This is a genomic window from Aquiluna sp. KACHI24 (genome assembly GCF_025997915.1).
Taxonomy (GTDB): domain Bacteria; phylum Actinomycetota; class Actinomycetes; order Actinomycetales; family Microbacteriaceae; genus Aquiluna.
In genome coordinates, this window is the sequence record NZ_AP026677.1 from 1032061 (window position 1) to 1055515 (window position 23455).

The following is a 23455-nucleotide window of genomic DNA, read 5'->3' on the forward strand; positions in this document are numbered from 1 at the left end:
CCAAAGTTTAGTCAACGCTGGGCAGCAGATCCTTGGCCTGCTCGATGTCGATTCCACTGGCCTGACAAAGATCAACAAACAGTGGCCGCAGCTGCAGCACAATGACCTGCTCACTGAGTGGAAGTTGCGGATATACCCCTAGCTCCGGTGCAAGTTTTACCAGGTACTTTCGAGCCTTGTGCGAAAGGGAAAAGTCATCCAGCGAGCTCTCCAAAAGATCTACCGCTATTAGAAACTTTGCAGTGAGCTGCGCAAGTTCTGGTCTGGGCCTTAGGTCCCTAACCAAGAAATCCACCCTCCGCACCACGACCCTCAGGTTTCGCGTGGCTAGATCCATGCCTTCCAACAGAACTAGCTGATCTTTGATCTGCTGCTTTGCCCAGCGATAGAAGGGGCTGATCTTGCCAATTGAAATCGCACTTTCAAGAGACGCTCTCCAGTTGTCGATCAGTGGCTGAGTCTTTCTGATCCGATCCAGCGCACCATCTGCCAGTTGAACATCTGGGGTCAGTAGCACCGAGCGCACATCACCCAGGGTTTCTTTGAAAATGGAGAAGAGCTGTGCGGCGTCGGCACGAGCAAGTTTGATTGGATTCCTCGGCAACAGCGCGGTGAATAAAAGTGCCACTAGGCCACCAATAACACCGTCCAGCACTCTCGCGTAAACGCCGCCAGTTGGCACCTGTAATAGCTGCACTAGCACCGCCTGAATCGCTGCGGTTAGTGCGAATGCTGGGTTTGCTGAGATGAATCTGGCAACCAAGAGGGCGAGCAAAATTGCCACCAAAAGCTGAATGCTTCCAGCACCGAAAAGCAGCAGCAATGTTTCGCTAAGTCCAACGCCCAACGTCATGGCGAGCGCCGTTGCTGCAACTCGATCTGGCCTGGTGTCACGGGCCAAACCAAGTGAGGAGATGGCAACCGTGACAGCTAGAAGTGGAACTGGGTGCCCCAATAAAAAGTAGGCGATTGCATAGGCGGTTGTCGCCGCCATGGCAATTTGTAAAATTGCCCAGAGTGAGTCTTTGACTCTGGCGCTACCACCTCGAAGCTCAAACATTTTTGCGGCTGAGCTTGAAGGCGGCGGGCCTTGGCAAATTAGCGGCCTTGCCAGCATCATGCGGAACTAGAACCTGCTGAGAAGCCTGGTAAAGGTTCTGGCCGACTCGAACGCTTAGGTCCAGGTAAGGGGTATTTCGAGAAAGCAGTGCCAGTGCGATGGAACCAAGCTCAAAGTGAAGGCCCGCAGCTAAGACTTTGCCAACAGTCTTTTCTTGATATTCAATCGCGTCACCTGGGTTGCACAGCACATCGCCCTGTTCCAGGTGCAGCAGTGCAATTCGACGAGGTGGGTGTCCAAGATTGTGTACCTTAGCGACGCTCTCTTGGCCTCGATAGCAGCCCTTGGATAAGTGCACGGCACTAGAAAGCCAGTCAAGTTCATGCGGCAGGGTCTTATCGTCGATGTCGCTGAGCTCTGGACGGCCTGCTGCGATTCGCAGCGCTTGATAAGCCATCAGGCCGGCTCTGGCGAGCTTTGGTGGCTCAGCCATCAAATACTCGCGATAGGGAAAGCTTGCTCGGTCATTGGCATAGCGAACGCTCGTGGTCGATTCTTTCGAATATGGGTCTACCCACACTGGTGCATCGGTCTCAAGCTCTGTGAAGGCTCCTACTACTAGGAAATCAACCGTGGAGATTTTGACCTTCGATCTGAAGACCATCTTTTCAAGCCAGGCAATTAGTGCGGCTCTTGATTCGAACGGGGTTATTACCAGGACCGATTCCTCAGTGGCGATGACTTTGAGCTGAAATTCGATGTGTCCGTTGGGGCTCAGCAGCAGTGCCTCAGCACTATCCCCCGGCTTTAGGCCTTGAATGTTTTGACTCGTTAGTGAGTGCAGCCACTTTTTGGCATCCGGGCCAGAGACCTCAAAGACCGCCATGTCTTCACGCAGCACATAGGCCTGGCCCTCGACAAGCTGACGCTGCTCGTTTAGCGGATTGCCAAAGTGTTGGTTACTCAACCTTTTCCAACCTTGCCGATGCGTGGGACTTCAGGGGTTGGCCAAGGGCTGCCATGTCCCATGCCCACAGCAGTGCCCCTTCAACCAGCCCCATCAATCGAGTGCCAGCGTTGTATTCCTTGGCGTTTGGAGAGCGCAGGACTGCATCGGTTGCGAGATCGATTCTCGCGCCTTTGATTTGGCCAAAATAAAGCTCTGCGACGCCCTGGGGGTGCACGATGAGAGCCTCGATGTCAAAGCCACCATTTTTATTGCGCCAGAGTTCGAGATCCTCGCGAACCGTCAAAAGCTTGGTGCCATCGGAAGGAAGAAGTCCCGGACCAGCATCCGAGGAGGATGCGGGTCTGGAGAGCGAGAAATAACCGCGCTCCTGAGCAATCAGGTTGCCCGAGCCGTCCTTGACCTCGGCTGCAAATTCAACTTTGCCCAGCGGCAATGGTCTGAATGAAGCGGTTTGAAAAAACTCATTCTCGTTGGCATTTTCATCGATGGAGTAGCTCACTACTCCGCTACCGCGCCAGTCACCCAGTAGAAAGGTGAAGGGGGTTAGCTCAATTGGCAAATCGTCTGGGATGACGAACAAAGTTAGCGCTGACCCTTAAAGAGCTTGTATAGAACCAAGGCGGAGACCCCGCCAATCGCCAAAGAGGCAAGAACCAACAGTCCGGTGAAGAAAATTTCGAGTGCCAAGAGCATGCCTAAATCCTAACCCAGCAGCTTGAAAAGCGTGAGTAGACCCAAGATTGCGAAGCTGCCAGCCGCAACATAGACCTGCTGTCGAACGGTGTCCTTGGTCTTCGCAGAAATCAGGTGCTCGATGCTCACCAAGGCAATCGATGCAGCCGCAATCGCTGAAAAGTAGGTGTAGGTGCGTTCGGGGTCAACAAAGTTGAGCGTGAGAAGCCCAGAAATCAGGACCCCTACCCAGATCAAAATGATCTGTACCCACTGCTTGCTCACAGCACAAACTCTATCCGCAAAGCCATTCGCCACTATCATTTGGGTATCTGGAGGGCGGGTATGGCGACAGTTTTATTGATCACCCCCTCGCAAGATGCGCTCGCTTCGCAATTTGAACTTCTTGGCCACAGTGTCACACACATCGCACCCGATGCCGCAGAAATCGCAAACGCCAAATCACACGACCTCACGGTCTTGGATTGTCGACAGGACTTGATTGCCGCCCGCGGAATTGCCCGTATTTTGGTTGCTGCAGGCTGGGACACCCCGGTGATTCTCTTGGTTCAAGACCAAGCCCTTGCGGTTATCACCACGGAGTGGGGAGCCAGTGACTTCCTATTGGCTAACGCATCGCTCGCCGAAATTGATGCCAGAGTCAGACTTGCCGTTGGCAAGACTCAAACCCAAACGGCCAGAGTGAACACCGGCCTTGTAATCGACGAGGTCAGCTACACGGCAAAAATCAACGGTCGAACGCTTGATCTGACATTCAAAGAATTTGAACTCCTACGCCATCTGAATGACAACCCCGGTCGAGTTTTCACCCGAGAGCAACTGCTAAGTGAGGTGTGGGGGTATGACTACTTCGGTGGCACTCGAACCGTCGATGTTCACATTCGAAGATTGAGAGCCAAACTTGGCGAAATGGAATCGCTAATCGGCACGGTGCGAAATGTTGGATACCGCTTGGATCCAAATCAAGAGGGCGAGAGTGACTGAAAATTAACTTTCCGCTCACCCGCAACCTGTAAAGATTGTTCTTATGTCAGAAGAGACCACGGCTATTTTTCGCCCAGACTCGCAACCCGATCTACCCCATGATCGATTTTTAGACCGCGAGCTGAGCTGGCTTGACTTCAATCAAAGGGTTTTAGAACTGGCTGAAGATAGAAGCATTCCGCTTCTGGAGCGCGTGAACTTTCTGAGTATTTTTGCCTCAAACCTGGATGAGTTCTTCATGGTGCGAGTGGCATCGCTAAAGCGCAGGGTCGCAACTGGAATCGCTGTTCAATCAGCGGCAGGATTTAGCCCTCAAGAGGTGCTGGTGCGAATTTCAGAGCGTACTCGCGAATTACAGGCTCGACACTCAAGATTGTTTCGAGATGAGATTTCTCCAGCACTAGAGCGTCACGGGATTCATGTCACGCATTTCGGAAAGCTCAACGATGCGCAAAAGGCCGCACTTCACAACTATTTTCAGCTGAATGTTTTTCCGGTTCTAACTCCTTTGGCGGTTGACCCCGCTCACCCATTCCCTTACATCTCGGGGCTCTCTCTCAACCTTGCAGTTGTGCTGCGTAACCCGCAGTCCGGATCCGAGCACTTTGCGAGAGTAAAAGTGCCGCCGCTACTACCTCGTTTTGTTGAGGTAGAAGGGGCGGAGCGAACCTATGTCCCCCTTGAAGATGTCATGGGCGAGTTCCTATCTGAACTGTTCCCAGGCATGGATGTGGTGAAACATCACGCCTTCCGAGTCACTCGAAATGAGGATCTGGAAGTGGATGAGGACGAAGGTGAAAACCTTCTGGTTCAGCTCGAAAAGGAGCTCTTGCGGAGAAGATTTGGACCACCGGTAAGACTCGAAGTTGCCGAAGATATCGACCCTCAAGTTTTAGAACTGCTCTCTCGTGAACTCGATGTCGAGGCACACGACATCTACCACCTGCCGGAGCCTCTAGATCTTCGCTCACTCAACGCGATCGCGTTTTTGAAGTATCCGGAGCTTCACTTCGAACCACATCAGATCACTACTAACCGCTACCTGCAGTCCGAGGATGATGAGGCGGCGGATATCTTTGGAGCGCTTCGTCAGCGCGAAGTTTTGGTTCACCACCCTTATGAGTCCTTTGCCACCTCTGTCCAGGCGTTCTTGGAGCAGGCTGCAGCGGATCCTCAGGTCTTAGCAATCAAGCAGACGCTCTATCGAACCAGTGGTGATTCACCGATTGTCGATGCCCTGATTGATGCAGCGGAAGCCGGCAAGCAGGTTCTGGCACTGGTTGAGATCAAGGCTCGATTTGACGAGCAGAACAACATCGGCTGGGCTAGAAAGCTCGAAGCCGCAGGTGTTCACGTGGTTTACGGGATCGTTGGCCTAAAGACCCACTGCAAGCTATCCCTGGTCATACGCCAAGAGGGTAACCAGCTGCGTCGCTACTGTCACATCGGAACCGGTAACTACAACCCCAAGACTGCTCGCTACTACGAGGACCTTGGTCTTCTCACCTCTCGGCAGTCAGTGGGTGAAGACCTGACCAAGCTCTTCAACCAGCTTTCTGGATTCTCCTCTGCTCCTGAGTACCAGTCACTGCTGGTCTCACCAAACGGTGTCAGGAATGGTCTTACCGCACGCGTGCAGCGCGAGATCGAGCACAAGCAAGCCGGACGCCCAGCAAAGATTCGCCTGAAGATGAACTCCCTCGTTGATGAGCAGATCATCGATCAGCTCTACCTAGCCTCAATGGCTGGGGTTGAGGTCGAGGTTCTGGTGCGCGGCATGTGTGCATTGAAGCCAGGTGTGCCTGGACTGAGTGAAAACATCAAGGTGCATTCGGTTTTAGGTCGCTACCTAGAGCATTCACGCATCTTCTCGTTTGAAAACGGAGGGGATCCCGATATCTACATCGGCAGTGCTGACATGATGCATCGCAACCTAGATCGCCGAGTTGAGGCTCTGGTGAAGATCACGCAAACCGATCAAATCAAAGAGCTCAAGGAGCTGCTTGATTTGGGAATGAGCGACAAGGTCTCGCTGTGGACCCTTGCCAGCTCAGGATCCTGGCATCGCCAGACCACCTCCCCCACTGGAGCTCCGCTGATTGACATGCAAGACGAGCTGATGGCTCGAACGCTCACGAAGAAGCGGAGTCGCTAATGACCATTTATGCAGCTGGTGTGGTGCCTTGGCGCGAGGTGGGAAACTCAATCCAGGTGCTGCTCGTCCACCGCGAAAACTACAACGACTGGGGCTTTCCCAAGGGCAAGCAGGATCCAGGAGAGCTGCTTCCCGAGACTGCGGTTAGAGAGCTGAAAGAAGAGGCGTCGATCTCAGTCAAACTAGGTCGAAAGCTCGACATCATTCGCTACACAGTGGGCACCGAGGACAAAGAGGTTCACTATTGGGCGGCCAAGGTTAAGCCAAAGGCAGCCAAGAAGCAGAAGTTTGTGGCGAACGAGGAGATTGCAAAGTGTGAGTGGGTGGCTGCGGATAAAGCGGCTGACCTATTGACCTACGAACACGATCAGAACCTCCTGAAGCTCTGCCTTGAGCTGCACCAGGCCAAGGAGCTTGAGACCAGGGCTATCATCATCCTTCGACACGCCAAGGCGACACTGCGCTCTGATTGGAAGGGCGAGGAGGCCAAGCGGCCACTGCTGCCAGAAGGTGAAATTCAGGCCAAACGGCTAGTGAATCTGCTTGCCGCCTACGGACCAAAGCAGCTTGTCACGTCGCCTTGGAAGAGGTGTTGGGACACCATTGCCCCATATGCCAAAAAGACCAAGCGCACTCTGGTTGAGCGTGGTCAGCTGACCGAGCTCTCCAATAAGCGCAGACCGATCAGCACCAAAAAGGTGGTTGATGCGCTGCTTGGAAAGTCAAAGTCTGGATTGATTTGCACTCATCGTCCAGCATTGCCAAGTGTGCTTGAACCGCTGGCAGCCGCTGCAAGTAAGGACCTAAAGAAGCACATTATGGAGGCTGCAGCGCTTAGACCCGGCGACTTCATTGTGCTTCGACTGACTCTGGGCTCTAAACCCAAAGTGGTGGGTGCAGAGTGGTGTCTGGCATCTGAGGATTAAGGGCTGAATTCACCTTCTGTTAACCTTTTGCGAGGCATTTCTTCGCCAATTGTTCATAAAGTTAACGACGTCGACTTCCTAAGGAAATTGTGGCGTCTTTGATTCGTTCGGTTGCAGCTGCGGTCACCGTGTTGACCCTCTCGGGTTGCGCACTCAATGAGATTGGGTTACCTGAGACTGACTCTGATCTTTTTGGCACCTTGAACGGCTCTGGAGCTTCGTCGGTTGCCTCAGCTCAGGAAGCTTGGGTGGCGAGTTTTCAGTCACTCAACCCTGACGTGACAATCAACTACGACCCAACCGGTTCCGGCACCGGTCGTTCGCAATTCTTTGAGGGTGCGGTGGCCTTTGCTCAATCTGACTCTTATTTCAAAGACGAAGAACTTGAGCTTGAATCCCCTAACTGCGTCCCCGGCTCAGGCAATTGGGAGATCCCGGTTTACATCTCGCCTATCGCCGTTCTGTTCAACCTTGAGGGCATCAAGAGCATAAATCTGACACCTCAGACCTTGGCAAAAATCTTCACCGGCGAAATCAAGCGCTGGGACCACCCCGAGCTCGTCGAAACGAACCCCGGAGTAAACCTTCCCGACCTGGGTATCACCGCTGTGCACCGCTCTGATAAATCTGGAACCACTGGAAACTTCACTGACTATCTAGCCCAGCTCGCACCTGAGATTTGGGAAGCAGGCAAGACCGAGGAGTGGCCCGCGGAATATGGTGGCGAGGGTGGTAACACCACGGCCGGCGTAATCGCTGCGCTGCAGGCAAACGGCACCATCGGATATGCGGACGCCTCACGACAAGGTGAGCTAGGAGCAGCAGCGCTTTTGGTCGGCGATGAGTTTGTAAAATTCACCCCCGAGCGAGCTGCAAAGTTGATTGACGCGTCGGAAATTGCCGATGGTAGACCTGCCAACTCTCTCGCCTACAAACTGAATCGCAAGACTAATGACCCTAGCGTTTATCCGGTTGCCTTGGTCACATACCTGATGGGTTGCAACGTCTACCAAAACAGTGCCACCGGGTTGCTGGTCAAGGAGTACGCCAAGTACATCAACTCGGAAGCGGGCCAGATTGCGGCTCAGGAATTCGCGGGCTCCTCGCCAATTACTGAAACTACAAGAGCAAAAAACCAAGCAGTGATTGAGGCGATCCGATGACTCAGCGTCCGGTGCGCCGAGTGGGTGATGTGGTTTTTGCAGGGCTGGCCAGAGTCTCAGGTGTCAGCATTCTCGCGACGCTCGCTCTCGTCGCCGCGTTCTTGATAATTCAAGCAACCCCGGCTTTTTATGCCGATGATCTATATGCCGCACCAGATGGATTCTGGGCTTATGTTGCTCCTTACGTCTTTGGCACCGTCTACGGTTCGGCTATTGCACTGGTAATTGCAACTCCGCTAGCGATCGGCATCGCGCTATTCATTTCGCACTATGCCAATCGCAAAATCGCCCAGACCCTTGGTTATCTCATTGATCTGCTTGCGGCTATCCCATCGGTGGTTTATGGCCTTTGGGGCATCCAGGTACTGGCTCCATTTCTCAACCCGAGCTACTCCTGGCTGAATGAAAACCTCGGATGGATCCCCCTCTTCGGCGGCCAGCTCTCCGCCACAGGAAGAACCATGCTCACCGTTGGCATCGTGCTTGCGATCATGATCTTGCCAATCATGGCGGCCCTGATTCGCGAGGTTTTCTTGCAAACTCCAAGACTCAACGAGGAGGCTGCCCTGGCCCTCGGTGCCACCAAGTGGGAGATGATTCGCTTGGCTGTAATCCCATTTGGCCGACCAGGCATTGTTTCGGCTGCCATGCTCGGACTTGGTCGCGCCCTTGGCGAGACCATGGCGGTGGCGTTGGTGCTCTCCCCCTCGGCAGTGATCTCGTTTGCGCTACTAACTTCTACAAATCCAAACACCATCGCAGCCAACATTGCTCTGCAGTTCCCTGAGGCCGGCGGTAGCTACGTGAACCTCTTGATTGCAACCGGTTTGGTGCTCTTCGCAATCACCCTGCTGGTTAACTCGATTGCCCGCGGCATTCTTGCTAGAAGTGCGGTTGGGGGTGGCAAATGAGCATTGAATTTGCACGTCCTGCCTCGCTGAGCATGAAGGGCTCGCTACCGAGGCTCTTCAACCCACTGCTTGGAATTGCCTCGATCGCGGCAGGGTTTTTCACGGCTTTCGCTACCGCCAGCGAATCCGGTCCTGGCCTGGTCCCTGGCGCTCTGGTCGCGGCGTTCGGATTTGTGTCTATCTCGGTCTTGGTGTCCCGGCTGATCGAGGGCAAGCGCAAGGCAACCGATCGTTTGGTTACCTCTTTAGTAACCGGGGCATTTCTGCTCGCACTCGTGCCCTTGATTTCACTGGTTGCAACCGTCTTGACTCTGGGCTCCAAACGTTTTGATCTCGAGTTCTTCACCTATTCGATGAGAAACATCTTGGGCGAGGGCGGTGGCGCAATTCACGCAATTGTTGGCACCTTGGAGATCACCGCACTGGCGACTTTGTTCTCAGTTCCGATTGGCATCATGACCGCGATTTATCTGATTGAGTACGGTCGTGGCAAGCTCGCAAAGGCAGTCACATTCCTAGTGGATGTCATGACCGGTATCCCATCGATCGTGGCTGGCTTGTTTGCCTATGCGGTGTTTGCTTTGATCTTTGGCCCAGGTGTCCGAATGGGAATCGCAGGCTCAGTAGCACTTTCGGTCTTGATGATCCCGGTAGTTATTCGATCGACCGAAGAGATGCTGAAGATTGTTCCGAACGAATTGCGTGAGGCATCACTTGCACTGGGTGTCCCAAAGTGGCTAACGGTTGTAAAGGTCGTGTTGCCGACCGCAATCGGAGGCATCGTCACAGGAGGCATGATTGCCATTGCACGTGTCATCGGTGAGACCGCACCGCTTCTGCTGGTGGCTGGATTTACGTCCTCGATGAACTACGACCCCACCGATGGTCGAATGATGACGCTTCCAGTATTCGTCTACACCTCCTACGCAAACGTTGGAACCAACTTCCAGGCCTACATCGATAGAGCTTGGGCTGGTGCGCTGACACTGATGTTGATAGTGATGATCCTCAACCTGGGAGCAAGGTTGGTTTCGAAGTTTTTTGCTCCTAAGAAAGGCTAGAAATGGCAAAGCACCTTGAACTTCAAGACCTAAACGTCTACTACGGCAACTTTCTAGCCGTCGAAGGTGTGAGCATGGAGATTGAACCTCGTTCCATCACTGCCTTCATCGGTCCATCAGGTTGCGGTAAGTCGACATTGCTGCGCACCATCAATCGCATGCACGAGGTTATCCCTGGCGCTCGCGTTGAGGGCAAGTTGCTTGTTGATGGCGAAGATCTCTACGGTCCCGACATCGACCCGGTAATGGTTCGTCGTCATGTCGGAATGGTATTTCAAAGACCTAACCCGTTTCCCACTCTCTCAATTCGGGACAACGTGCTTGCTGGCTACAAGCTCAATAACTCCAAAATGACAAAATCCGAAGCCGACGACCTGGTGGAAAAATCACTGGTTGGTGCGAACCTATGGAATGAGGTCAAAGACCGCCTAGACAAGCCGGGTGCAGGACTTTCGGGTGGTCAGCAACAGCGACTTTGCATCGCCAGGGCGATCGCGGTTGAACCGAGCGTGCTTTTGATGGATGAACCAACCAGCGCGCTGGATCCAATCTCCACCCAAGCAATTGAAGACCTGGCCTTTGAGCTCAAGGAGCGCTTCACGGTTGTGATCGTTACACACAACATGCAGCAGGCGGCTCGAATCTCCGACATGACTGCATTTTTCAACATTGCCGGTTCTGGACAGCCCGGAAAGTTGATCGAGTACGACAAGACCGACAAGATTTTCTCTAACCCTTCCGTGCAGCAGACTGAGGACTACGTCTCCGGGCGCTTCGGCTAGAAACAAAAACTTCCATCTCATGGTTTAGTTAGCCATGATCGAAAACGTCACCGCGGACCTGCCTGAGCTATATGCCGGGGACGGGAAGCCGGCCCGAGTTTTGGTCACCGGAGCCACAGGCTACATTGGCGGACGATTGATTCGAGAGCTACTCGCTCATAACTACCGGGTAAGAGTTCTGGTTCGTAACGCCGACAAACTTCGAGACTACCCCTGGGTGCACCAGGTTGAGATCACAGAGGGTGATGCCGCTAACCCCGAAGTGCTGGATAAAGCGCTGCAAAACATCAACGTGGCCTACTACCTTTTGCACGCGCTGAACTCACCAAAAAACTTTGAACAAGAAGAAGCAGATCTAGCAACCAAGTTCGCTACCGCAGCCAAAGCTAATCAGGTGGAACGAATTGTTTACCTCGGCGGAATGACCTCGAGTGATGACCAACTCTCACCGCACATGGCTGCCAGAACCGAGACCGGAGAGATTCTAAGACGCAGTGGTGTTCCCACCATTGAACTTCGCGCCGGGGTGGTAATTGGTTCAGGGTCTGCTTCTTTTGAGATGCTGCGTCACCTCACGGAGCGTTTACCAATCATGGTCACACCAAAGTGGCTGAAGAATCGCATCCAACCAATTGCCATCAGAGATGTCCTTAGATACCTGGTCGGCTCGGCCACCATCGACAAATCGGTAAACCGAGTATTCGACATCGCTGGGCCGGATGTCTTTACCTACATGGAGATGATGCAGCAGTATGCCGAGGTTGCCGGCCTCAGGCGAAGAATCATCATTCCGCTTCCGGTTCTAACTCCAAGACTGGCCTCAGGCTGGATTGGGCTTGTGACTCCAGTTCCGGTCACCTTGGCAAAACGCTTAGTGGCGTCTCTGAAGCACGAGGTGGTGGCCAAGGAAGACGACATCCGCAAATACATCCCGGATGCTCCGGGCGGGAGAACCACCTTCAAAAGGGCAGTTGAACTGGCTTTGACAAGAGTCAAGGACTTAGAGGTGGAGACTCGTTGGTCGAACGCCACCACACCGGGCACTCACTCTGAACCTCTGCCCACCGATCCCGACTGGGCTGGTGGTTCGCTGTATGTCGATCAACGTGAATACGTCAGCAACGACTCCCAGGAGGAGATCTGGAAGCGTATTGAGGCTATCGGTGGAGACAACGGTTACTCGACCGCAACCTGGGCTTGGGAGCTCCGCGGTCTGATGGACCGCTTTGTTGGCGGTGTTGGTCTCAGGCGCGGTCGCCGCGACCCCAACACCCTGATGGAGGGTGAGGCACTGGATTTTTGGCGAGTAGAAAAGATAGAGAGACCGAATCTGCTGCGACTAAGAGCCGAGATGAAACTTCCGGGTTTGGCTTGGTTGGAATTCAGAACCTACAAACTCCCCAACGGCCAGACACTGCTGGTTCAGCGTGCCTTCTTCCACCCCAAAGGGCTCTTCGGTCACGCCTACTGGGCAGCGGTATTTCCAATGCACGGCATAGTTTTCCCATCGATGGCAAAGAAACTAGCGGGGAAGGGCTGCAAGAAGGCTCCAAATAGCTAGGCTTTGGCAATGACCAGAATCCGTTTTGCAGTTATTGCTCTGCTCTTTGTCGGATTCGTCTGGGGTGCCGCCTTTGTGCTTATGAAAGACGCAATTGAGCAGCAGCCCTACATGGATTTTCTGGCTACCCGCTTTACGGTTGCTGCCCTTGCCATGATCGTGCTGCGACCGAGAATTTCGCTCAGCTTTGCAAAGGGCGACATCGGTTTCGGTGCCCTAATTGGCAGCGTGCTGGCGCTTGGTTACATAACCCAAACTATTGGCCTAGAGGCAACCACGGCCGCGATGAGCGGTTTTCTCACCGGCCTATATGTGATCTTGACCCCACTACTGGCTTGGCTGGTACTCAAGCAAAAGATCTCTCTCAAAATCGCGCTTGGAGCGATTTTGGCGGCAGTTGGATTAGGGATTCTCTCCGGTGCAGCCGAGAGCGTGGAGTTTCAAATCGGTCAGCTCTGGCTGATTGCCTGTGCCGTTATGTATGCGGTTCATATTTTGCTCTTGGGTAAATATGGTCAGGGGCGCGACTCATATCGCTTCGCGATGTTGCAAATCGCCTCTGTTGCGATTGTCACTTGGGCGTTTGCACTCGCGGATGGTTATCAGGCTCCACCAAATGCTTCGGTTTGGTTTGCCATCCTGTTTACCGCACTGCTCTCTACCGTGTTCGCATTTTGGGTTCAAACCTGGGCACAGACCATTTTGGAAGCCTCGAGAGTTGCGCTTTTGATTACCTCAGAGGTCGTCTTCACCGCAATCATCGCGGTTTGGGTCGGCCAAGAACCAGCAACCACGGCCATGGTGATTGGTGGCGCAGTGATGTTGATTGCGATGCTGTTGGTGGAGTGGCCTACGAAATCAAAGGCCAGCCGCTACCAAGAGCGCTTGGAGTTTTGAATTAGCTGCAATTTCGCTCTCTGAGCGGGCCATCGCAATTGGCAATCTACGGCGCAGCAAATCTTCGCGGGTCTTCACGTCTTCGTGTTTTGCGATGTATTCAACTTCTTGGGCTGTGATGCCAAGCCCCTCGATTAGCTCTTCAAGCTCAGTCGCAGAGCCAAGGATTGAAATGGCGTGCTCTCCCTGTCTGCGCCAGGTTGATTCCGCGATTCGAATCGCTGCGACCTTGTCCTTGGACTTTGAAATCACAAGGTTTTGGAAATGCTCAAACTTGGTTTGATCACCCTCGCCAAACCACTCGATTGGCTTTCGGGTGGCAGCCCCTAGCTTTGAAAGCGCGGCAACGACCTCCTGTCCAACATTGAGGCAGTCGGTCAGCTTGCCACCCAGCACGCTGATAACGCGCTTAGCGGAGTCAACCTCGATGATGTGCTTGCGGCTGAGCTGATGCCAATCCTGAGTGCTGGCTTGAGAAGCGTTCTCAATAACCAAAGGCCTGACGCCGCTGCGCTCGGAGATGATGTCCTCGGGACGAATCTCAATGCCCTCTAGCTGATTATTGATTTGGCGCAGCACGAACTCACGGTCAATCGCTTCGACCTGCGTGTGCGGATCCTGCACTCTGGTATCGGTGGTTCCGATCATCGATCTATCGCCCATCGGCAAGACATAAAACAAGCGACCCTGTTCATCCCAGAACGCCAGCACCTGGTTGCCCTTGGTGATCTTGCGATTGAGGGTCAGGTGAACACCCTTTGAAAAGACCAAACCTGCCTTGGTCTTGGATTGCAATAGCTCTGAAACCTTCTCGGCAAATGGGCCCGCGGCATTGATCACGTGTTTGGCGCTGACTTGATAGTCACCGCCTTCGTTTCGAAGGGTCAGTTTCCAGTTACCGGCAAACTCTGCCCCAACTAACTCGGTGTAGTTTTTGGCCTGAGCACCAAGTCGTTTGGCGTGACGGATGAAGTCGTATACGAACCTGGCGTCGGTATCGGGCAGATACGCGTCGAAGTAGCGAACTGCCTTTCGACCGGAAATCAAACTTGGCTCTAGGGCCTTAGCCTGCTGGGCTGAATAAGAACTTGGCGGCTTGGTTCCAAATAGACCGATGCCCCAGTAAAACAAGGTTCCAAAGGTGCCGAGCAGGCGACCGAAGGGGGCTGTCTTGCCCAGCGATGCCAAGAAACCAATCTGCTTGATTTGGTTTGGGTAAGAGCGCATTAGACGATTGCGAGCTAGGCAGAGCTTAAACACCAACATGAACTCGTAGCTCTGGAGGTACTTGATACCACCCCAAACGAGATTGCTGGATTGCTGGGAGGTAAAGGATGCGAAGTCGGATTTATCGATGAGTAAGACTCTTTGGCCGGCAGCCGACAGCGCGGCAGCGGAGACAGCCCCGTTGATCCCAGCTCCGACGATCACCACATCAAAATCAGTCTCTTGATTGGTATTGTCGTTTTTTGTTTGAGTTTGATTACTCATACTGAAAGCATAAACCAAGGTTTGTAAGCTTTGGGCAGAGGTTTCAAGGAGGAAATCGTGGCGATACTTTCGATAGACGCTGGCACCACTGGAGTTACCGCTCTGATGGTGAGTAACCATGGTGAAATCCTTGCCCGTGGCTATCAGGAGTTTGCTCAGCACTTCCCCACCCCAGGATGGGTCGAACACGATCCAGAAGAAATCTGGCAGGCAACCCTCTCGGCTTGTAAACAGGCCCTGCTAGGCACCGAAGAACCTCCAATCGCAATCGGCATCACCAATCAGCGTGAGACTGCGGTTATGTGGGATCGCGCCACCCTAGAGAGCCCAACTCGAGCCATCGTGTGGCAAGACCGCCGGACCGCAGACCTAACCGAAGAACTGAACAAGAAAAACAATGGCGATTGGATCAGGTTTAGAACTGGTCTGAAGCTTGACCCTTACTTCACCTCGAGCAAGTTTTTGTGGTGGCAGAAAAACCTCCCGCAAATTTGGAAACTAGTTGAGAGTGGTGCGATAGCCCTCGGAACCGTCGACTCCTACCTGTGTGCCCGAATCTCTGGTGGTGCGCTGCATATCACCGATGCCACCAATGCATCTAGAACTCAGCTCATGGATCTTTCAAACTGCGAATGGGACCCTGAGCTATTGGAGGCTTTTGGCATTCCGCACTCGGCACTTCCCGAAATCGTTCCAAGCTGGGGAAATTATGGGAACTCAAGTCCCGAGCACTTTCTTGGGCTAAACATCCCCATCACCGGCATGGCGGGTGATCAACAGGCGGCACTATTTGGGCAATGCGGGTTTGAAATTGGTGACTCAAAGTCCACCTATGGCACCGGAGCATTCATCCTGACCAACACGGGATCCGAAATAAAACACTCGGATCATGGGCTATTAGCAACCATGGCTTACCTGACTCCAAATGGGGAGAAGGTCTACGCCATCGAGGGGTCGGTTTTTGTTGCGGGAGCGGCAGTTCAGTGGCTTCGAGACTCACTCAAGATTATTTCTACGTCCTCTGAAGTTGAGGAACTCGCTCTCAAGAGCGGTTCTAGCCATGGGGTTAGCTTCGTGCCAGCGCTAACTGGTCTGGGTGCCCCCTACTGGGATCCATCCGCCCGCGGAACACTGATGGGCCTCACCCGAGGAAGTGATCGAGGCGCAATTGCGTATGCAACTTTGGAGGGAATCGCCTTTCAGGTCAAAGCAGTGCTGGATGCCATGGAACAGGACCTGGGTCATGGGCTAAAGGGACTGAGGGTTGATGGTGGAGCAGCCGCCAATGATCTGCTGATGCAGATACAGGCTGACTGTCTAGACACCGAGGTGATCCGGGCCAAGAACTTAGAAAGCACCGGATTGGGTGCCGCCTTATTGGCGGGTCTTGGCGCAGGCATATTCAAATCAATCGAAGAACTTGCGCAGCTCAACCCGGCGGCCAAGAACTTCACGCCGCAAAAGAACCGAAGCCACGAGTTCGCCAGGTGGCAAAAGGCAGTGCAGCTAATCCGGGAGTTTGAAAACTAAGCTAAGTGCGTGTTTGATCCCGAGTCGAAACTAGCTGCCCAGGCGCTGAGCGCGGGCTATGCAGCAGACAACGTGCTCTCTGATCTTTCAATCAGTTTCAACACCGGTTCTATAACCGCAATCATTGGTCCAAACGGCGCCGGCAAGAGCTCCCTTCTCAAGGCGCTAGCAAGGAAGATCAAGCCTGAATCCGGTGCGGTTTTGCTGGATGGTGTTTCCATTACCAGCCTCAAGCGAACCGAACTATCAGGCCAAATCGGATACCTCGGTGCTTTGCCCACAGCTCGCAGCAACGAGACGGTTTTTGAAATGGTTGCTCGCAGTGCAGTTAGCGCTGCTGGTATTTCAAGGGTTTCACCAAGACTCAAGGAAGAAATCACCCAACTCCTCCAAAGAACCGGCCTCTCCGAGGTCTCGGATCGCAAGGTGGGTGAGCTCTCGTCTGGAACAAAGCAGTCAGCGGTGATTGCGGCGGCGCTAGTTGCAAACCCATCGGTGCTTTTGCTTGATGAGCCGACCAGCTCACTTGACTACTCTCACCAGCTGCAGGTCATAAACCTTTTGTCATCGCTCAAGCGCGAACGCGGAATGACTATCGTGACGGTGATTCACGACCTCAACCTGGCTGCCAGATTCGCTGATTCGGTAGTTATCTTGAAAGACGGCAAGATCGTCGACCGCGGGGCACCAAAGGATGTCATCAATCCCCAGAACCTAGCCAACGCCTTCAACATCCTCGCTCGCGTGATTGAAGACCCGGTCGGCAAGACCCCGCTGGTGATTCCAATTCGACAGCTCGGCTAATCGCTTTTTCTAAATCGCAGTTGCATAATGAAGGTGTAGTTCACTAGGTGAAGGCGCGGTTGCAGTTGCAACACCAAAGACGGTTTGCGCCTATCGGTGGATGAGGGCAAGGACTGGGCCCGTCAAATAAATCGGTCATTTGTTTGGTTGTGAATCAATGCGTATCTTGCTCGTTGGAGCAGGCGGTGTTGGCGATGCCATCGTCAAAATTGCTGCTAATCGTAATTTCTATGAACAAATCGTGGTCTCGGACTACGACCTAAGCCGTGCCGAGAAATCGGTGGCCTGGGTTAGAGCCAACCGCGATGCAACTGTCGCTGCAAAGTTCGTTGCCGACAGTGTGGATGCATCTAACCCTGCAAATGTTGCAGAGCTAGCTCGCAAACACAACGTCACTCACGTCATGAATGCCGTTGAGCCGAAGTTCGTGCAGTCCATATTCGAGGGTGCCCTGCAAGCTGGAGCGAACTACATGGACATGGCCATGAGCCTCAGTCACCCGCATCCAACCGACCCCTTCCATACTCCTGCGGAAAAGCTCGGCGATTGGCAGTATGACCGAAGCCAGGTGTTTCAAGAGAAGGGTCTGCTAGCTCTTATCGGCACTGGTGCCGAACCTGGCATCTCCAACATCTTTGCTCGCTATGCCCAAGATCACCTTTTTGCTGAGGTCGATGAGATCAAGATTATGGACGGCGGCAACCTGGTCGTGCGAAACGATGCCGGCGAGGAAATCTTTGCGCCTTCGTTCTCGATCTGGACTGTCATTGAAGAGTGCCTGAACCCACCACTGCTGTGGGAGAAAGACAAGGGCTGGTTCACCACACCACCATTTAGTGAACCTGAGGTATTTGAGTTCCCCGGGGGAATTGGCCCTGTCGAGTGTGTCAACGTGGAACACGAGGAAGTAAACATGCTTCCTCGCACCCTCAAAGCAAACCGCGTTGCATTCAAGTACGGCCTTGGTGCCGATTTCATCAATGTGCTACAAACTCTGCACGCTCTCGGTCTTGACTCAGTCAACCCTGTCTCGGTGCGAAGCAAAGACGGTCGCGTCAGCGTCGCGCCCAGAGATGTTGTGGCCGCAGTATTGCCAGATCCAGCCTCGCTTGCCGATCGAATGACTGGTAAGACCTGTGCGGGCACCTTGGTCACCGGTAAGGGCAAAGATGGCTCACCACGCGCCACCTACCTTTACCACGTCTGCGACACCGAGTGGACTAATGCCAACTACGGCTCCCAGGCTGTGGTTTGGCAAACCGCCTTGGTTCCGGCGATCTCACTTGAACTTCTGGCAACTGGTATTTGGTCCGGATCGGGAGTTATGGGGCCAGAAGAGTTTGACGCTAAGCCGTTCCTAGATCTGCTGCAAGATGAATACGGACAGCCTTGGGGCATGGACGATCGCGACCCGAATAACCCTGGCAAGCTATCGACAACTGATTCCAACAGCCGTCGACTGACAAAAGGTCGACGGCTGTTGGAATTTTAAGCTCAGCCCTCAATAAGCAGGTCAAAGTTTGCGTTCTTAGCTATGAATCGAAAGACCAGGACGGTACGCAGATTTCCCTCACGGTCTGGCGCTATAGCGGTTTCAAAGGGGGTGGAATCAAGAGAAACTTCACCCACAAAGATCCAGGACTTTGCATCCAATCGCTTGAACAGCAAAAGGTCTTTACCGGACAGCAAAGCTTTGTTACCTCGGATGAGCGTTTGATCGCCGACCTGACCTTCACCGGTGTAGCGATAAATCACTCCCCCAACTGCATCGTTTTCGGCATAGCCGAATCGAGTTCCAGATGGCGGGTCCGAGAAAATCAGCACCTGTCCCCCACGGGTAGGAGCAATGCCGGCTCTAGGGTTACCACCAAGGTTGCGATGTAAATCGAGCTTTAGGTAACTGCGGCCAATTTGGAGATTCAACTCTTCAAGCACCTTTGATTAGAGGTTTTCAGGCTCCTGATAGGCCTCTAGCTCACTCTATGCAATGCCTCAGTAGCTATGGGCAAATGCATGCAAGTTCCACCATGAAAAACATTATCTTCGGCCACGCTGTTACACTTCTCACTCGTTAGGGCCTCTAGCTCAGTTGGTTAGAGCAACGGACTTTTAATCCGTGGGTCGTGGGTTCGAGCCCCACGGGGCCTACTTTTGTGGGTGCGCAGCTATGCGAGAGGGGCCAAAGTGCCTAGGTTCATAATCTCCTTCAATGACGGTGACATGCAGGTTGCGGATGACGAGTGGCAGCAGGTAGCTGATGAATCTCATGCGGTTGTCCGGGAGGCTAAGGCGGCTGGGGTTTGGATCTTTGGTGGTGGCTTTCACTCCTACGAACCAGTTGTTGTCACTGAAAATGGGGCTGTGACTCAGGGGCCAATAACCAAGAGTGACGTAGTTCTCGGTGGTTTCTCGGTGCTCGAGGTTGGTGATGCAGACGAGGCCTATTATTGGGCAGCCAAGATTGCGAAAAGCTGTCGCTGCCCGCAGGAAGTTCGGGAGTTCATCGACGATCCCGAGTCGGTTAACTAATCAAGGGCACTCGGTCAGCTGCTGCCAAATAGGATTTCGGAGTGGCATTCCCCCTAATAACCCAGCGCTTGAGCATCAGCCCCTTGCAGTTGGCTGATCTAGCTTCTTTCATTCGCTACAGACAAGACCCAGATGTTGCTCGCTATCAGAGTTGGGAACCTAGCTATTCCATGGAACAAGGTCGCGAGTTGATTCGAAGCCAGGAGGGCATGGAGTTTCCTGACGTGGGTGAGTGGCTGCAGCTAGGTGTTCGAGACCGAGGCACTCAGCGACTAATTGGCGATCTCGCGCTGCACAAACTAGAGGAAGCGGGAGTGTTCGAAATTGGATATACCTTCGCCAGTAACTCTCAGGGCAAGGGGTATGCCTACGAGTCAGCAGCTCGCTTGGTTCAGTTTCTATTTGATGAGTCAGCAGCCCACAAGGTAATTGCCACGCCTGATAGCCGAAACTCTAAATCCATTTCATTGCTGAAAAGGCTCGGTTTTGCAGAGGACCCAGCCAAGGCTTGGGTTGAGGAGTTCAAAGGTGAGACCGTATCCGTGCAGTTCTTCGAACTTCATAGACCAAGAACTAACTAGTTCACACCCAGTAGGTCAATGACGAATACCAGGGTTCTGCCAGACAGCGCGTGACCTGCGCCTGCTGGACCATAAGCCAACTCTGGTGGACAGATCAGCATTCTTCTACCGCCAACCTTCATACCTGGAATACCCTCTTGCCAACCCTTGATCAGACGCTGCAGCGGGAAAGTGATTGACTCTTCCCGGCTCCAAGAGGAGTCAAATTCTTCACCAGATTCATAGTCAACGCCTAGGTAGTGAACCTCTACTGTTGCGCCAACTGGGGCCTCAGCACCATCACCAACCACGATGTCTTTGATGGTGAGTGTGGTTGGAGCTGGCTCCATCATTGGTTCTACTTCAGGGCGTTCAAGATTTGTCATACGCAAAAGTATGCCGAACAAACTTGCCTAGCGTTTGAAAAAAACTGCTTTCACAAAGTTGAAGGCGACATAGATTCCAACCAAGGCGACCAAGCCATAGATGATGTAGTCGAGAATTTGCGCAAACTCTTCACCTTGGGCCCAGTTCTCTCCGAGGTTGTAGCCGATGGTTATCCAGAGGGTATTCCAAATCACAATTCCAATCCCGCTGAAGAGATAGAACTTGGCAACACCCATTTTGACCAGCCCAGCAGGGATGCTCACCAGCGATCTAATGATCGGGAACATGCGACCAAAAAGCACCAGCGGTCCGCCGAATCGCTCAAACCACTTCATGGTTTTTTGAAAGTCCTTTGTTGGTAGACCGACGTACTTTCCGAATTTGGCGATGATTCCCTCAAGACGCTCTTGAGTAAAGAAATAACCCACTAGATAGAGAAGGGTTGCCCCAATAAGCGAGCCCACACTGGTCGCAATGACTGCCTCGACAAAACCAAAGCTTCCCAATCCAACATTGAATCCGGTGAGCAACAAGATTGCTTCGCTCGGAATTGGTGGGACCACAACCTCGATGGCGATCAGGAGCGCGGCACCAATCAAACCAATCTGATTGATAACGGAAATGGCTAACTCGATCACCCTAGAACCCTACCCACCGAGCCCTCTTTTGCTGCTTTGAATCGCCTGGTTCAGTTGCCCGGCATTGCCGCTTTGATCAGGGCCTCAAAAAGCCGGAGGTCCTCCAGGGTTTGCTCCGGATGCCACTGAACCGCCAAACCAAATGGATGATTCTCAATCTCAACCGCCTGAACGATGCCATCAGGTGAATAGGCAACGACCTGAAGGTCACCACCTGGCTCATCAATCGCCTGGTGGTGGTAAAGCGCTGCGCTTTCAACCTGTTCGCCAACTATCCGATGCAGCAGGGAGCCCTCTCGCACTGAGATCGGCATGTGGGCGAAGTTACCCCCACCTGGTTGGTAGCGGTTATCACCAATCAAATCTGGCAGGTGTTGAATCAAGGTCCCACCCCGATTGACATTGAGCATCTGAGCTCCACGGCAGATGCCCAAAAAAGGCAGTTTCATCTGAATTGCCGCCGAGATCAGTTCGTCTTCGAGTAAATCCCTGAGCTGGTCTGGCTTTTCTGCCATTTCGTGAGGCTGATGGCCATATCGCGATGCCTCGACATCACGACCACCAGTGACAATCAACCCATCCAACCCGCTCAATAGATTTCTCGCCCCCTCGCCATCGATTTCTTGCGGGGGCAAAATCACCGCCAAACCTCCGGCTCTGGTGACACCCTCAAGGTAGAAGGCGGGGAGCATCGCCATCTCGGTATCCCAAACTCCGGTTTTTCCGCGTTGGCGATAGCTGGTAAGTCCAATGACAGGCTTCATGAGTTCAAACTACCCGTGTCAGTTTGAATACTCTGTGAACGCCAAAGTATTTCTCGCTTTAGACGCGCACTTACTGGCAGACTTATCAGGTAAATCTCTGACCTTGGGCGGTGAGCCATGTCTTTAGAAATCGACTTCGCAGAAGCGATTGAAATGGGTGACCTCAAGGCAATCTCCCAAAAGCTAGAAGAGCTCGCTCCTCACGAAATCGCGGAGGAGATCTTCCGCCTCGACACCGTGGAGAGCACGGTCATTTGGCGCTTGCTACCAAAGGATGTAGCGCTTGAGGTTTTTGAAGAACTGGACGCCGAGAATCAACAGCAGATTCTCTCGGGCATGCGCGAGCAAGCTTTCCGCGATCTCTTGGAGCGGATGGACCCGGATGACCGCGTTCGTCTTTTGGGTGAGGCACCGGCCAGCTTTGTCAAGAAGGTACTCGCGGGTCTAAGTCCAAAAGAGCGCAGGATGACGGCCGAACTTTTGGGATACCCAGAAGAGACCGTTGGCCGCTACATGTCACCCGAGGTAATCAGCATTGCCGACACCACGACGGTCCCAGAGATTCTCAGCACAATTCGTCGCAAGGGCAAGACCGCAGAGACCATCTCGGTCATCGCGGTCGTGGATAAGTCCAAGAAATTCGTCGGACTTATCGAGCTAGAGCAACTAGTCCTAGCCGAGGAGGAGCAAACCGCGGCCGATGTTGCCGATCAAGATGCGGCGACCGTACTGGTGACTGACGCTGCCGAAGATGCAGCCAGGCTGCTGCAGGACACCAACTACCTGGCGGTAGTGGTTCTCGATACCGAGGATCGAGTGGTCGGTGTTTTGACCGTAGATGACGCTATCGACATCTTGGAAGAAGCCCACAGCGAAGACATCGCTCGCCAGGCTGCATCGCTGCCATCCTCTGGCCACTATCTATCGGGCAAGGTATTCACACTTGCCAGACTTCGCATTGTTTGGCTGTTGTTCTTGGTGGTGGCGGCAACCCTGACCGTTTCGGTGCTGCAGCTATTCGAAAACGAACTAGAACGCTATACCGCACTGGCATTGTTTATGCCCATGCTGATTGGAACCGGTGGCAACGTGGGTGCTCAGGCAGCCACCAGTGCCGTTCGCGCGATTGCACTTGGTGAGGTCAGACCTCAGGACGTGCTGCGCGTGGCCTGGCGCGAATCTCGAGTTGGACTGTTGCTGGGTGTCGGGCTAGGTCTAGTGGGCTTGGTGGCGGGCTGGCTCGTTGCAGGTTGGCAGGTTGGTGCCACAGTTGCAATTGCCATCACCGTGGTTTGTATGTGGGCAGCGACAGTAGGGGCCGTTATGCCACTGGCTGCTAAGGCCTTGAAGATTGATCCCGCTGTGATTTCGTCTCCGATGGTCACCACACTGGTTGATGCCACCGGATTGCTGATCTACTTCTTGATTGCGGGAGTGCTGCTGGGGCTTTAGTTCTTGCCGCTACCAAACAGCGAGTCAGCAACTAGGTAAAGCATCATGCCAATTAGCGAAATGATTCCAACTGCGTTGATCGCAATTAGAACTGTTACCTCGTTCACCGGTAGTGACATTTTTGCTCCTAAAACTAA

At 53.4% G+C, this 23455-nt stretch carries 25 protein-coding genes and 1 tRNA gene; 16 read left to right on the top strand and 10 right to left on the bottom strand.

The genetic code is table 11. From position 1 onward, the window contains the following. Positions 1-7: 7 nt before the first annotated feature. The 4 genes from OO713_RS05255 to OO713_RS05270 form a co-directional block, all read right to left on the bottom strand. A complete protein-coding gene (locus tag OO713_RS05255; RefSeq protein WP_264785059.1) occupies positions 8-1060 on the bottom strand; it encodes an FUSC family protein in 1053 nt (350 codons plus the stop codon). Then, entirely contained in the window at positions 1053-2027 is a 975-nt protein-coding gene (locus OO713_RS05260; protein ID WP_264785060.1) for a folate-binding protein, read from the bottom strand. The genes OO713_RS05255 and OO713_RS05260 overlap by 8 nt, the downstream gene beginning before the upstream one ends. Beyond that, on the bottom strand, positions 2020-2610 hold the full coding sequence (locus tag OO713_RS05265) for an FABP family protein (RefSeq protein WP_264785061.1): 591 nt from the start codon (positions 2608-2610) through the stop codon (positions 2020-2022). Before OO713_RS05265 ends, OO713_RS05260 begins: the two co-directional genes overlap by 8 nt. 122 nt (positions 2611-2732) lie before the next feature. After that, complete coding sequence (locus tag OO713_RS05270) at positions 2733-2987, bottom strand: hypothetical protein (RefSeq protein ID WP_264785062.1); 255 nt, start codon at positions 2985-2987, stop codon at positions 2733-2735. A gap of 60 nt (positions 2988-3047) precedes the next feature. Here OO713_RS05270 and OO713_RS05275 point away from each other — a divergent pair, with 60 nt between their 5' ends. From OO713_RS05275 to OO713_RS05315, 9 genes are all read left to right on the top strand, one after another. After that, positions 3048-3707 (top strand): response regulator transcription factor, encoded by a 660-nt coding sequence (locus OO713_RS05275; RefSeq protein WP_264785064.1) that lies wholly within the window; start codon positions 3048-3050, stop codon positions 3705-3707. A gap of 43 nt (positions 3708-3750) precedes the next feature. Next, positions 3751-5862, top strand: coding sequence for an RNA degradosome polyphosphate kinase (locus OO713_RS05280; RefSeq protein ID WP_264785065.1), 2112 nt, complete (start codon positions 3751-3753; stop codon positions 5860-5862). After that, positions 5862-6788 carry an NUDIX hydrolase gene (locus OO713_RS05285; protein ID WP_264785066.1) on the top strand — a complete coding sequence of 309 codons (927 nt, stop codon included), beginning with the start codon at positions 5862-5864 and terminating at the stop codon, positions 6786-6788. The genes OO713_RS05280 and OO713_RS05285 overlap by 1 nt, the downstream gene beginning before the upstream one ends. An 89-nt stretch (positions 6789-6877) precedes the next feature. After that, positions 6878-7951 (top strand): phosphate ABC transporter substrate-binding protein PstS, encoded by a 1074-nt coding sequence (locus OO713_RS05290; RefSeq protein WP_264785067.1) that lies wholly within the window; start codon positions 6878-6880, stop codon positions 7949-7951. Beyond that, the gene (gene pstC / locus OO713_RS05295; RefSeq protein ID WP_264785068.1) at positions 7948-8862 is read left to right on the top strand and encodes a phosphate ABC transporter permease subunit PstC; all 915 of its coding nucleotides are present in this window, start codon (positions 7948-7950) and stop codon (positions 8860-8862) included. Before OO713_RS05290 ends, pstC begins: the two co-directional genes overlap by 4 nt. Beyond that, entirely contained in the window at positions 8859-9923 is a 1065-nt protein-coding gene (pstA, locus tag OO713_RS05300) for a phosphate ABC transporter permease PstA (protein WP_264785070.1), read from the top strand. Before pstC ends, pstA begins: the two co-directional genes overlap by 4 nt. Before the next feature lie 2 nt (positions 9924-9925). Further along, positions 9926-10705, top strand: coding sequence for a phosphate ABC transporter ATP-binding protein PstB (gene pstB, locus OO713_RS05305; protein ID WP_264785072.1), 780 nt, complete (start codon positions 9926-9928; stop codon positions 10703-10705). 34 nt (positions 10706-10739) lie between these two features. After that, a complete protein-coding gene (locus tag OO713_RS05310) occupies positions 10740-12266 on the top strand; it encodes an SDR family oxidoreductase (RefSeq protein ID WP_264785074.1) in 1527 nt (508 codons plus the stop codon). A gap of 9 nt (positions 12267-12275) precedes the next feature. Beyond that, positions 12276-13163: a DMT family transporter gene (locus OO713_RS05315; protein WP_264785076.1), complete on the top strand. Its 888-nt coding sequence runs from the start codon at positions 12276-12278 to the stop codon at positions 13161-13163. Here the strand turns inward: OO713_RS05315 and OO713_RS05320 are convergent. Beyond that, positions 13125-14654 carry an FAD-dependent oxidoreductase gene (locus tag OO713_RS05320; protein ID WP_264785078.1) on the bottom strand — a complete coding sequence of 510 codons (1530 nt, stop codon included), beginning with the start codon at positions 14652-14654 and terminating at the stop codon, positions 13125-13127. The genes OO713_RS05315 and OO713_RS05320 overlap by 39 nt on opposite strands. 57 nt (positions 14655-14711) lie before the next feature. Between OO713_RS05320 and glpK the strand changes: the two genes are divergently transcribed. The 3 genes from glpK (at position 14712) to OO713_RS05335 (ending at position 18480) form a co-directional block, all read left to right on the top strand. Next, positions 14712-16184, top strand: a complete 1473-nt coding sequence (glpK, locus tag OO713_RS05325) for a glycerol kinase GlpK (protein WP_264785080.1) — start codon at positions 14712-14714, stop codon at positions 16182-16184. A 9-nt stretch (positions 16185-16193) separates the two neighbouring features. Then, the gene (locus tag OO713_RS05330; protein ID WP_264785081.1) at positions 16194-16988 is read left to right on the top strand and encodes an ABC transporter ATP-binding protein; all 795 of its coding nucleotides are present in this window, start codon (positions 16194-16196) and stop codon (positions 16986-16988) included. A gap of 157 nt (positions 16989-17145) precedes the next feature. Beyond that, positions 17146-18480: a saccharopine dehydrogenase C-terminal domain-containing protein gene (locus tag OO713_RS05335; RefSeq protein WP_264785083.1), complete on the top strand. Its 1335-nt coding sequence runs from the start codon at positions 17146-17148 to the stop codon at positions 18478-18480. A gap of 2 nt (positions 18481-18482) precedes the next feature. On the opposite strand, the gene OO713_RS05340 is transcribed toward OO713_RS05335, so the two are convergent. Further along, on the bottom strand, positions 18483-18911 hold the full coding sequence (locus OO713_RS05340) for a hypothetical protein (protein ID WP_264785085.1): 429 nt from the start codon (positions 18909-18911) through the stop codon (positions 18483-18485). Positions 18912-19062: 151 nt separating this feature from the next. Here OO713_RS05340 and OO713_RS05345 point away from each other — a divergent pair. The 3 genes from OO713_RS05345 (at position 19063) to OO713_RS05355 (ending at position 20098) form a co-directional block, all read left to right on the top strand. Then, positions 19063-19136, top strand: a tRNA-Lys gene (locus OO713_RS05345). A 36-nt stretch (positions 19137-19172) separates the two neighbouring features. Next, a complete protein-coding gene (locus OO713_RS05350) occupies positions 19173-19517 on the top strand; it encodes a hypothetical protein (RefSeq protein WP_264785086.1) in 345 nt (114 codons plus the stop codon). Positions 19518-19558: 41 nt separating this feature from the next. Continuing rightward, complete coding sequence (locus tag OO713_RS05355) at positions 19559-20098, top strand: GNAT family N-acetyltransferase (protein ID WP_264785088.1); 540 nt, start codon at positions 19559-19561, stop codon at positions 20096-20098. Here OO713_RS05355 and OO713_RS05360 read toward each other — a convergent pair. From OO713_RS05360 to OO713_RS05370, 3 genes are read right to left on the bottom strand one after another with little or no spacing between them, the layout of a single operon-like run. After that, positions 20095-20463, bottom strand: coding sequence for an FKBP-type peptidyl-prolyl cis-trans isomerase (locus tag OO713_RS05360; RefSeq protein WP_264785090.1), 369 nt, complete (start codon positions 20461-20463; stop codon positions 20095-20097). The two genes, OO713_RS05355 and OO713_RS05360, sit on opposite strands and share 4 nt — an antisense overlap. 27 nt (positions 20464-20490) lie before the next feature. After that, on the bottom strand, positions 20491-21102 hold the full coding sequence (locus tag OO713_RS05365; protein ID WP_264785091.1) for a DedA family protein: 612 nt from the start codon (positions 21100-21102) through the stop codon (positions 20491-20493). 50 nt (positions 21103-21152) lie between these two features. Further along, a complete protein-coding gene (locus OO713_RS05370; RefSeq protein ID WP_264785092.1) occupies positions 21153-21866 on the bottom strand; it encodes a gamma-glutamyl-gamma-aminobutyrate hydrolase family protein in 714 nt (237 codons plus the stop codon). A 117-nt stretch (positions 21867-21983) separates the two neighbouring features. Here OO713_RS05370 and mgtE point away from each other — a divergent pair, with 117 nt between their 5' ends. After that, a complete protein-coding gene (gene mgtE / locus OO713_RS05375; RefSeq protein ID WP_264785094.1) occupies positions 21984-23318 on the top strand; it encodes a magnesium transporter in 1335 nt (444 codons plus the stop codon). On the opposite strand, the gene OO713_RS05380 is transcribed toward mgtE, so the two are convergent. Further along, positions 23315-23437 (bottom strand): hypothetical protein, encoded by a 123-nt coding sequence (locus tag OO713_RS05380; protein WP_264785096.1) that lies wholly within the window; start codon positions 23435-23437, stop codon positions 23315-23317. The two genes, mgtE and OO713_RS05380, sit on opposite strands and share 4 nt — an antisense overlap. Positions 23438-23455 lie beyond the last annotated feature (18 nt).

Bases quoted from the DNA above. Each gene is read 5' to 3' on its own strand.
- OO713_RS05255 (WP_264785059.1), bottom strand. From the start codon at position 1,060: ATGTTTGAGCTTCGAGGTGGTAGCGCCAGAGTCAAAGACTCACTCTGG.
- OO713_RS05275 (WP_264785064.1), top strand. From the start codon at position 3,048: ATGGCGACAGTTTTATTGATCACCCCCTCGCAAGATGCGCTCGCTTCG.
- OO713_RS05280 (WP_264785065.1), top strand. From the start codon at position 3,751: ATGTCAGAAGAGACCACGGCTATTTTTCGCCCAGACTCGCAACCCGAT.
- OO713_RS05285 (WP_264785066.1), top strand. From the start codon at position 5,862: ATGACCATTTATGCAGCTGGTGTGGTGCCTTGGCGCGAGGTGGGAAAC.
- pstC (WP_264785068.1), top strand. From the start codon at position 7,948: ATGACTCAGCGTCCGGTGCGCCGAGTGGGTGATGTGGTTTTTGCAGGG.
- pstA (WP_264785070.1), top strand. From the start codon at position 8,859: ATGAGCATTGAATTTGCACGTCCTGCCTCGCTGAGCATGAAGGGCTCG.
- pstB (WP_264785072.1), top strand. From the start codon at position 9,926: ATGGCAAAGCACCTTGAACTTCAAGACCTAAACGTCTACTACGGCAAC.
- OO713_RS05310 (WP_264785074.1), top strand. From the start codon at position 10,740: ATGATCGAAAACGTCACCGCGGACCTGCCTGAGCTATATGCCGGGGAC.
- OO713_RS05315 (WP_264785076.1), top strand. From the start codon at position 12,276: ATGACCAGAATCCGTTTTGCAGTTATTGCTCTGCTCTTTGTCGGATTC.
- OO713_RS05320 (WP_264785078.1), bottom strand. From the start codon at position 14,654: ATGAGTAATCAAACTCAAACAAAAAACGACAATACCAATCAAGAGACT.
- OO713_RS05335 (WP_264785083.1), top strand. From the start codon at position 17,146: ATGCGTATCTTGCTCGTTGGAGCAGGCGGTGTTGGCGATGCCATCGTC.
- OO713_RS05360 (WP_264785090.1), bottom strand. From the start codon at position 20,463: ATGACAAATCTTGAACGCCCTGAAGTAGAACCAATGATGGAGCCAGCT.
- OO713_RS05370 (WP_264785092.1), bottom strand. From the start codon at position 21,866: ATGAAGCCTGTCATTGGACTTACCAGCTATCGCCAACGCGGAAAAACC.
- mgtE (WP_264785094.1), top strand. From the start codon at position 21,984: ATGTCTTTAGAAATCGACTTCGCAGAAGCGATTGAAATGGGTGACCTC.
- OO713_RS05380 (WP_264785096.1), bottom strand. From the start codon at position 23,437: ATGTCACTACCGGTGAACGAGGTAACAGTTCTAATTGCGATCAACGCA.